Annotated in this window: 9 protein-coding genes and 1 pseudogene; 4 read left to right on the top strand and 6 right to left on the bottom strand. The window is 54.1% G+C overall.

Features of this window, described 5'->3' with window-relative positions; genetic code table 11:
• Window positions 1-341: 341 nt before the first annotated feature.
• From ACOVRA_RS11195 to ACOVRA_RS11175, 5 genes are all read right to left on the bottom strand, one after another.
• Entirely contained in the window at window positions 342-716 is a 375-nt protein-coding gene (locus ACOVRA_RS11195; RefSeq protein WP_346383815.1) for a helix-turn-helix transcriptional regulator, read from the bottom strand.
• Between the two features lie 208 nt (window positions 717-924).
• Window positions 925-1,518, bottom strand: a complete 594-nt coding sequence (locus tag ACOVRA_RS11190) for a TetR/AcrR family transcriptional regulator (RefSeq protein WP_346383816.1) — start codon at window positions 1,516-1,518, stop codon at window positions 925-927.
• Window positions 1,519-1,537: 19 nt separating this feature from the next.
• A complete protein-coding gene (locus tag ACOVRA_RS11185) occupies window positions 1,538-2,326 on the bottom strand; it encodes an SDR family NAD(P)-dependent oxidoreductase (RefSeq protein WP_346383817.1) in 789 nt (262 codons plus the stop codon).
• A 12-nt stretch (window positions 2,327-2,338) separates the two neighbouring features.
• On the bottom strand, window positions 2,339-2,767 hold the full coding sequence (locus tag ACOVRA_RS11180) for a tautomerase family protein (RefSeq protein ID WP_421720358.1): 429 nt from the start codon (window positions 2,765-2,767) through the stop codon (window positions 2,339-2,341).
• A 123-nt stretch (window positions 2,768-2,890) separates the two neighbouring features.
• Window positions 2,891-3,784 carry a LysR family transcriptional regulator gene (locus ACOVRA_RS11175; RefSeq protein ID WP_346383819.1) on the bottom strand — a complete coding sequence of 298 codons (894 nt, stop codon included), beginning with the start codon at window positions 3,782-3,784 and terminating at the stop codon, window positions 2,891-2,893.
• 214 nt (window positions 3,785-3,998) lie between these two features.
• Here ACOVRA_RS11175 and ACOVRA_RS11170 point away from each other — a divergent pair, with 214 nt between their 5' ends.
• The 4 genes from ACOVRA_RS11170 to ACOVRA_RS11155 all read left to right on the top strand — a co-directional run bounded on the left by ACOVRA_RS11170 (window position 3,999) and on the right by ACOVRA_RS11155 (window position 7,786).
• Window positions 3,999-4,988, top strand: a complete 990-nt coding sequence (locus ACOVRA_RS11170; protein ID WP_346383820.1) for an aldo/keto reductase — start codon at window positions 3,999-4,001, stop codon at window positions 4,986-4,988.
• A 107-nt stretch (window positions 4,989-5,095) separates the two neighbouring features.
• A complete protein-coding gene (locus ACOVRA_RS11165; protein ID WP_421720357.1) occupies window positions 5,096-6,202 on the top strand; it encodes an aldo/keto reductase in 1,107 nt (368 codons plus the stop codon).
• Between the two features lie 274 nt (window positions 6,203-6,476).
• Window positions 6,477-7,097 (top strand): imm11 family protein, encoded by a 621-nt coding sequence (locus ACOVRA_RS11160; protein WP_421720356.1) that lies wholly within the window; start codon window positions 6,477-6,479, stop codon window positions 7,095-7,097.
• Window positions 7,067-7,786, top strand: coding sequence for an imm11 family protein (locus tag ACOVRA_RS11155; protein WP_421720355.1), 720 nt, complete (start codon window positions 7,067-7,069; stop codon window positions 7,784-7,786). Before ACOVRA_RS11160 ends, ACOVRA_RS11155 begins: the two co-directional genes overlap by 31 nt.
• Before the next feature lie 181 nt (window positions 7,787-7,967).
• Here the strand turns inward: ACOVRA_RS11155 and ACOVRA_RS11150 are convergent.
• A pseudogene (locus ACOVRA_RS11150) lies at window positions 7,968-9,233 on the bottom strand (hypothetical protein); the annotation flags it as partial.

Raw genomic sequence — 9,233 nt, 5'->3', positions numbered from 1 at the left:
GCATCTTCAACGGTCAGAAGTGTGTCGGTATTCATAGGTTTCATCCTCTATCAGGCTCGACAAGCATCGCGGAACTGCGATCTCGCAAGACCAAGAGAACTCAGAAAAACCACACTAATCCAGCATGTTCACCAAAATCGGGAAGCCCAAAAAACGGGACTTATCCACCTGATATCCACAGATGGATCGATCTGTTTCGATGGGTTCCAGCACGCACCAGCCTAGCCAGCCATGCCTCACCATGTCCCATTGCCACAATGCTCGCGATTGGGGAATCCAAAGGCCCAGTAGGCGCGCAACCGCCCAATCAGCGGCATAAAAGTTCTGCGCCAAAGCAGAAATCAACTGATCCGAGCGGCGATCCAGTCCGATAAGTCAGCACGGCGATAGCCAATAGCCCGTCCACCTAACCGAACAAAGCGAGGCCCAGCACCTTCGGCTCGCCACTTTTTAAGCAAGCTCAATGACACTGAAAGAACCAATGCTGCTTCTGCGGGGCGGACTACTTCGGAGGGAAGGGTGCTGAGGCTTTTGCGCGGCGGCGGTTCTACTTTGACCGGCGCGGGAGGATGCTTCGATGAGACATCAGATCTAAGAAGCTGGGCAGCCGCAACGGGCAACGCTTTCACCGCCGTTGGCTTCTGGCCGAGCGCCAAACTCTCGCCAAACAAACCAAGCTGGCGCTGATCCACATCTGCTCTGAGCCGTCTTCCCATTAGACATCTCCCGCACTTAGCGAGAGGAGATGAGCAAGTTTTAGGCCAGCTTTTGAGAGCGGCGGGCGGCGAGCCAAAGTGGCTCCAAAGAACACGCCTAAATGACTGATGTTGGCCGAAAACAGATTGTCTGGTTTGGAGCTGGCGGGCTGTGAAAGCGGACGTTCACTCCTGAACCGATTACCTTTTCGTGCTCAGACTCAAAGGCTTACCAAGGTTGGTTCGCCAGACTCAAGGCCGCGGTCCGACCTTCGTGCATTAAGCGCTCAATGGCGTCAGGGCTGGTTTCAATCCGCATGAGCTGCAGAACACCCATCATCAGGGCAAAGACCGTTTTGGCACGGGTGGCGCGCTCAACTTGAGTGCCACCCTCTGGCAACAAGTCCGAAATCAGGTGGACCAAGCGCTCTGTCTGCGCGGTGAAGCGCGCACGAGTGTCGCTGTTTTCGCGCGCAATATCCGGCGCGAGGGCCGCTGCCGTACAGCCGAGACCCATTTGCTGACCATGCTGACGGCGCAAATAGGACGAGATAAAAGTCTGTAGCTTTTGATCTCCGGGAACGGTCGCCAGCACCGTTTCAAATTGTTCACGTGTACTTTCAGCTCCATATTCTATTGCCGATGCAACAAGCTCCGCTCGGGACGAAAAATGGGCATAGAAGGCACCATGGGTCAGGCCTGCATCCGCCATTAAGGCGCGCACACCAGTGCCCGCAATCCCATCACGGCGAAACCGCTCGGCTGCGTTCTTGATGATGGCGTCGCGCGCCTCTTGTTTGTGCCCATCCTTATAGCGTGCCACGACGTCTGCGGGTCTCCATTCAGCCGACTTTATACTGCGCGGCGATCTCGCCGCCCATGACTTCGCGCATAAAGGCACTGCGCGCGATTTCATAGTCACGCCAGATTTCCGGCGACGATAAAGTGGGTGTAATCACTTCCTCGTCCTGATCGACCCCAGCAAACACTGCTTTAACGAGGTCGTCTGCCGACACATACGAAGAGTCAGGGAAAACCGCGTCATTCAGACCCTGTGAGCTAAAGAACTCGGTGCGAACTGGTCCAGGCATGACCACGTGCACACCGATGCCTGATCCCGCAAGTTCCAGTCCAAGGGACCGACTGAAATTGAGCACATAGGCCTTTGACCCACTATAGGCCCCGCCGCCTGCGCTGGGCATAAGCGCCATTACCGAAGCAATATTGATGAGCGTGCCGCGGCCTGCCGCTTTGAATCGTTGAATAGCTGCCAGTGAAAGGCGTGTGAGGGCGATCACATTGATGTTTAACAAGGCCTGTTGTGCGTCTGCCTGCACGTTGGAGGTCGGCCCCAATGCGCCAACGCCTGCATTATTGACGAGCGCGGTAACTGGGATTTCGGCCAAGCGGGTCTCCAAACGCGTCAGGTCACCTGCATTGCCCAAGTCGGCGACGAATGTCTCCACCCCGACGCCCGTTTCGGAGCGCAAGTTTTCCGCCATTGCCGCGAGACGGTCGCCCCGTCGCGCGACGAGGAGAAGATCATATCCCTTTTGCGCATAGCGCGTTGCAAAAGAGGCTCCAATGCCGGAGGAAGCACCGGTGATTACGGCGATACCGAGGTCACTCATTGGCTTCTCCAATCAGTCGTGGGTTCGTGGGGAAGCGCGGTTTTGCTCGCGCCAACGGATTTCATCGGGTGTCTTCGCACGCGGTGGATAATATCCATTGATCGACCAATAGTCGAAAGGCGTCTCGTCGATGTGAAGCTCCCAATCGAGGCCGCGATCGGCAACATATGGCTTTAGAATATCATTGATCCGATCGATGAAGCGCCGACCTGCTTCCACATTCGGAAAGCTTCTGGCGATATGCTCCATTACGATGCGAACAAATTGGCCGGACGGTTTGCCTCCCACGAAAAACTGAGTGGGCTCAACGGACTGAAACAGAATGCCAACGTAGAAACGTGGCATGACAGCACCGTACACGTCCGTGATTTTCTCGGCGAGATCTGCCTTATCCGCCTCGGAGAAGGCGTTGGCGGGGTGATATATCTTCCAAAGTGGCATGGCAACTTTCCCTCTGCATGGCACGGCGAATAATGAAATTACATATGTAATATAATTGACTTGAACGATCGTCAAGAGCGACTTGATCCCAATCTGTCCTGCCTCGCCGACGTGGGCGTCCCTCTAACGGCGATAGCGCAAGGCGTTGACCAGCAGGGAGAAAGCCGGCGGGAGTTGGCGACGGTCTGGATAATATAGATGATAGCCAGCAAATGGCGGACACCAATCCTCGAGAACCCGTTCCAACTGACCCATCTTGATCAGATCCGAAACCTGATCTTCGAAAACACAGGCTAGGCCGAGGCCCTCTAATGCGGCGCGTAGCATCAAGTTGGCATCATTGACGATGAAGGGCCCCTCTACCCGGACATTGAGATCACGATCGTCTTTGCCAAATTCCCAAGTGTAAAGGCCGCCTTTGGTTTGCATGCGGATATTAATGCAGGCATGGTGGGTTAGGTGTTGCGGTGTCTTGGGCCTTCCCTGTTTGGCGAAATAAGAGGGGGCTCCAACCACGGCCATCCGTAAATCCGGACCAATGGGTATTGCAATCATATCTTTGGCAATCTGTTCACCCAAACGAACACCCGCATCAAACCGATCGGAGACAATGTCGGTTAATCGACTGTCGATCGAGATTTCGACTTTCACGTCTGGATAGGACTTCATCAGGTCGCGAACAGCTGGCCAGAGAATGTGTTCCGCCGCATGGCGGCTGGATGTGAGGCGTACGGTCCCCGATGGCCGCTCGCGCAGGGCATTGAGTTCGGACAGGCCAGCTTCGATTTCCTGGAGTGCTGGCCCGAGTGTAGCGATCAACCGCTCCCCGGCCTCGGTTGGTGCCACATGACGGGTATTTCGGGTTAAGAGCTTGAGGCCGATCTGGGCTTCTAATCGCTTGATAATCTGGCTGATCGCAGATTGGGATGTGCCCAGGCTGGCGGCTGCTCGCGTAAAGCTGCGCGCTTCCGCGACCGTCAAAAAGACGGCCAGATCGCTGAGTTCCTCACGTCGCATTGATAAGCTCCAAGTATAACCGAATAACAAATTTAGCGTCTAACCTCTGAAAGGGAGTTCCGCTACTATCAATTTGCGACAGGATTTTTGCGGTCAAGTGCGGGAAGTTGTTTGAGAGACCACAGGTCAATGTCGCCAGCAGCCGGGCGTACCACAAACGGCAGGCCTCGGCCTCGTCAGCTCTATACTCCTATTAAATTCTGAGGAAAACACGATGAAAACGCGCACACTTGGCAGCCTATCGGTGAGTGAAATCGGCTACGGCACCATGAGTTTCGCATCTACCTACGGCCCGTCGCCCGAACGCTCAGAGGCGATCAGGGTCATTCGGGGTGCCCACCAACAAGGTGTTACCTTCTTTGACACTGCGGAAGCATACGGACCCTGGACCAATGAGGAATTGGTCGGTGAGGCATTACGTCCCATCCGCGATCAGGTCATTATCGCGACGAAGTTCGGCTTTGAGATTGATCAAGAAACCGGCGAGCGAAATCGAGGCGTAAATAGTCAGCCAGCCCACATTCGCAAGGTGGTCGACAATAGCTTGAAGCGGCTCGGAATAGAGGCAATTGACTTGCTGTATCAACATCGCGTCGATCCGTCTGTGCCGATTGAGGAGGTTGCGGGGGTCGTCCGCGATTTGATCGCAGCCGGCAAAGTCAGGCATTTCGGCCTGTCAGAGGCGGCGGCCTCAACCATTCGCAGGGCGCATGCGGTGCAGCCTGTTACCGCCGTACAAAGTGAATATTCTCTGTGGACGCGTGAACCAGAGCCAGAAGTGCTGCCTCTGTGCGCAGAGCTTGGCATTGGCTTTGTGCCGTGGAGCCCGCTCGGGGCAGGCTACCTAACTGGCAAAATCACGGAAGACACGCCAATCCCGCAAACCGACTTTCGCGCCTTCTCGCCGCGGTTTAGTGCGGAAGCCCGGGCCGCCAATCAGGCGCTCCTCGACCTTCTCGGGCAGTTTGCAGCAGAAAAGCACGCCACGATGGCGCAAATCGCACTGGCCTGGCTGCTAGCAAAGGCCCCATTCATCGTGCCGATCTTTGGGACGCGCAGCCTCTCTCGCGTTCAAGAAAACCTTGGTGCCAGTGATATTCAGCTTACCCCGTCTGACATCGAAACCATCGAGGCCGCAATAAGCGAAATCAAGATCACGGGCGAAAGACTGCCGCCCGCAATCCTCAAACTCTCGTATCAATAACACAGCTTGAGGCGCGTCCCCAGAGATCGACCTATGCAGAAATTTTTTCGTCGAAGCACTTCGTGTGAGCGACGGTCATCAGAGAAGAAGCGAACAAGGATGAGGCCATGAAGCAAAGAATGCTCGGAAATCTCTGTGTCAGCGAAATTGGCTTTGGCTGTATGGGTCTTGATTTCAGCTATAGCCATCGCATCAGCAAGAGTGAGGGGATCAAACTGATCCGGGAAGCTGTCGATCGAGGTGTGACATTCTTTGATACGGCAGAGATTTATGGTCCCTTCACCAATGAAGTTATGGTGGGCGAAGCCTTGCGCCCAGTCCGAGATCAGGTCGTGATCGCGACAAAGTTTGGTTTCGATATCGAGGCTTCAACCGGCAAAATACGCGGCATATCAAGCCGTCCGGAAAACATCCGTGACCATGTAGAGCGTTCACTTCTGCGTTTGGGTGTTGAGCGGGTCGATTTGATTTACCAGCACCGGGTTGACCCCCGGGTCCCTATCGAAGATGTCGCAGGGGTCGTGCGCGACCTTATCGCGGAAGGTAAGGCAATGGCCTTTGGAATGTCCGAACCTGGCGTCCAAACCCTACGACGTGCCCATGCCATTCAGCCTGTTAGTGCCGTCCAGAACGAGTATTCCTTGTGGTGGCGCGCACCCGAGACCAATGGCATTCTAGAGGCGTGCGATGAATTGGGCATAGGTTTTGTGCCATATAGCCCGCTCGGCAAAGGGTTTTTAACGGGTGCGATCAGCGCGGAAACTCCGCTCGATCCCAGCGACTTCCGCGCCAATACACCTCGATTTCAACCACAGGCGCTCGCAAAGAACCTTGTATTTGTTGACCTCATAAAGAGGATCGGTGAACCGCGCGGGGCGACGCCTGCTCAAATCGCCTTAGCGTGGCTGCTAGCGCAGCGGCCCTATATCGTCCCAATCCCCGGGACGACCAAACTGCATCGGCTCGAGGAGAATTTGGCAGCATCGGATGTCGATTTGACCGAAAAGGAACTCCACGAAATCAAGACGGCTCTCGATGAGCTAGCCGTCGAGGGCGACCGCTACGGATCGGCGGCGAAAGCCATGGTTGGCATCGAATCCCCGCTCAGACCAGCCATGGATTCTAAAAAAATTCCCAATTCTGGCGTTCCTGATCCTAGGTGTTGGCAGTGTCCGCTTCCGAGAAGCCGCCAAACCACCCCAAATGGCAACTAATGGCGCATTTGAGACTGTCGGCATTTTGGCTATAGTTGGCCGAAAGGAGAAGGTCTGCTTTGGGGGCGTGGGTGGCGAAAGCAGACATTTTCTGAAGGTCGCGCTACCGATGCAGGACTAGATCACTCTTGGCGTCGCAAAGTTGAGCGAGAGATTCTATAAGGCAAATATTCACCTGATTATGCTAAGTATTGAGCCATTGAATTTGCAAATGAGCTGGCATGCATGGTGATGAGTACGCCCACCCAGCGATTAGCAATAAGGGATTGGCGTTATGGTTTGGATGGTCAGGGCTGGCACCGCAGCGCAATACATGACCTATTTCGAGTGTGAGTACTTTACGTCGCCGGAAATTGATAGCTTGCATGAAACCTCATTGATGCGGTCACAAGGCACAAATCTCAGGTGGGGGCCATTGCCGCCTGAGGCGTTTCCAAAAAGAGTCACAAGCAAAACTCCCAAAAAATCTTTTCCAGATACTCTTCAACTGCGGAATTTCATTGGTGTCAGTGATCGTCTGCGAGAGATAATTGAAGAATTTGAGCCAGGCGTTCATCAATTTAGCGATCCAGTTGAAGTCAGATACAAAGACGGGCGAGCTTCTGAAATGTTCTATCGCGCCTTTAACCCACTCGTTCACATCAATGATACGCTCATTATTGAGCAGAGTACGGCGCACAAATATTGTAATGAAGAGAAGAGGCGCACAGTGTTGGAAATGGACTTTAGAGACTCAGTCTTAGTCGTGGACCAGACCTTGATTTCTGGCCGCCACCTTTGGGTGGCGCCGGATTACTATAGTGCTTGGTTTATCTCCGACGCGCTTAAGAAGCGATTGGATAAGCAGAAAATCAAAAAGCTTGATTGCTTCAGGACCGTTGCTGGGCGGCGCTGAGCGTCATTGGGGAGATGACAACAATGGCGGCAAGGAAAAAAGTAAGCCACGAGGACCTTGAAAAGGAAGTTTGGTACATTCAAGACGGTGTCAGTCAGGCTTCCATATTCTTGGACTATAATTGGGACAGTCCTGGACGATCACTGATTGGCGATATCAATTATGGCCGAGAGAGCACATGGGGACCACCCGATTTTCCACTGACCTTTCGGGTCAAGCGTGTTGGTAACAGCCTACGACATTGTTTCACGATATTTGATAACTTTTATATCAGTGAGGAGTTTAGGGCGATTATCGAAAAGCATGAGCCCGACGTTCATAGGTATATTCCTGTAACATTTCATTCAAAAACTGAAAGTGTTCAATTTTATATACTCCATGTGCTGGGATTGGTTGATGGGGTCGTCATTGATCAATCAATTGGCAACTGGGATGATCCGAAAATCCATCAGAATTTAAATGAGCCACGTTTTTTTGTTGAAACGCGTGACGATTGCCTAGCGTATTCGTCGGAGAAGCTTGGACAAAACAAAATGTGGCGAGATAAGCGTTACTATACTAGTCGACATATTTTTATAACTGGACCGCTGAAAGCGGATCTACAGGCGCTTAAGCGCCACAACATCAAATTTACACGCGCTAAAGTGGTCGATGTAGCAATCACTGATACGACAAGTTTGTTGAGGTAGCTCAGTGGCAGATATCAAATCTAGGTCCGGCACTTAATCCGGTACATCGTGGAATCCGCAATGAGGGTGCAGGATGCTCGACCGAATTGAGGTAGAACTATCCCGCCACATCGGTAAACGTCCGCTTTCGGGCTTGCGTGTATTGCGCTTCATTGGCCTAGTTTGGCGCAAAGCAGACCCCCTACCTTCCCAACCCATACCCAAGGCTAAGGTCCTGCACCACTTGGACAGCGCCACCGCGCCCAAGGCTGCTGAGGCTAACATTGTCGCCGATATTGATCGCGCTCTCGATAGGTGTCGGGACCATGACCACATGATTGCCCATGCCAGAGGCCCGTTCGAGGAGTGCGACGCGGCCAGCGTGTAGCTCTTCAAAGGATCCAACCCGCCAGCCGTCATAAACGGTGTGACCGGGGGCGGTGAGGGTGCCACGCCCTTGTTCGGCGAGGGTATCGCTGAGTGCATTAATCTCTGCCCGTTGAAGGGCGTCTTTGGCCCCATCATGGAACGAGAAAACCCCGTCCTGATCGCAAGCTCCAAGCCCTGCCCGAACATGGTCTTGAGCCCGTGATGCGAGGGCCTGATCGATGCGGGTATCACCGTTAAAGAAACGCTCCTCGCCATGACCGATCCGGTCAAGCTCCCGATCAAGGGCGGTAAAGGCCGTTGCCCCGAGTTGCTCTTCGAGTGGGTGATAAGAAAGGCGCGAGAGATGGCCTGTCTCATCCACATGAACCCAGGACCCCTTCTGAAGATGATCGACAAGAGGCGACTTGGTGTTGACCATGGTCTTGGTCTTGTTGCCGGTATCAAGGATCAGGACGCTGTTGCCAGTGGCGCGACGTTCGAGGCCTACAACCTCACCAACCAGTTCCTCACCTCGCTCATGGAGCTTGGTCGTACTACGCGTCTTGGTGATGTCTACGCGTGACCTCTCGGCTAACGTCTCGGTCCAGCCATCTTTGAAGGCCATCACATTGCGGCGGACTTCTGTGGCAAGGCCGCGTGCTTCGAGCTCACGCGCACGAGCCCGAAGCGCATTGCCCCAGATGGCTTGATCGGGATCTCGCCCGCCTAGGTCTTGGAGCCGAACTTCTCCCCGACCATCAAGCTCTGCCGCAAGGGCCTTATCCAGCCGACTAAACCCCTTAGCATGGATATCGCGATCAAGGGCCATGCGCTCATCGAAGATCGAGCGCTCGCCAAGTTCCGCCGTCGCCCGGTCCCGTGCCTGATGGCGAAGACCATGGGAGAGATAATCGCGGGGGATACGTAACTCATGACCTTCACGCGTCCTCCCCCGCAAGATGACATGGGCATGGGGATTATCCGTATTCCAATGATTGATAGCGACCCATTCTGTCCCAACACCAAGGTCGCTTTCCATCTGCCCCATCACGTCGCGAACATATTCCTGAAGATCTTCCATGCGCGAAGCACTCTCTGG

The sequence above is a fragment of the Aquidulcibacter sp. genome (assembly GCF_049239865.1).
Lineage (GTDB): Bacteria > Pseudomonadota > Alphaproteobacteria > Caulobacterales > Aquidulcibacteraceae > Aquidulcibacter.
Note: the sequence above shows the minus strand (reverse complement) of the source record. Positions and strands in the feature narration are given on the sequence as shown.

Excerpts from the sequence above, each read along its gene's own strand:
- ACOVRA_RS11195 (WP_346383815.1), bottom strand. The coding sequence starts at position 716 with ATGGGAAGACGGCTCAGAGCAGATGTGGATCAGCGCCAGCTTGGTTTG.
- ACOVRA_RS11175 (WP_346383819.1), bottom strand. The coding sequence starts at position 3,784 with ATGCGACGTGAGGAACTCAGCGATCTGGCCGTCTTTTTGACGGTCGCG.
- ACOVRA_RS11185 (WP_346383817.1), bottom strand. The coding sequence starts at position 2,326 with ATGAGTGACCTCGGTATCGCCGTAATCACCGGTGCTTCCTCCGGCATT.
- ACOVRA_RS11170 (WP_346383820.1), top strand. The coding sequence starts at position 3,999 with ATGAAAACGCGCACACTTGGCAGCCTATCGGTGAGTGAAATCGGCTAC.
- ACOVRA_RS11160 (WP_421720356.1), top strand. The coding sequence starts at position 6,477 with ATGGTTTGGATGGTCAGGGCTGGCACCGCAGCGCAATACATGACCTAT.
- ACOVRA_RS11165 (WP_421720357.1), top strand. The coding sequence starts at position 5,096 with ATGAAGCAAAGAATGCTCGGAAATCTCTGTGTCAGCGAAATTGGCTTT.
- ACOVRA_RS11180 (WP_421720358.1), bottom strand. The coding sequence starts at position 2,767 with ATGCCACTTTGGAAGATATATCACCCCGCCAACGCCTTCTCCGAGGCG.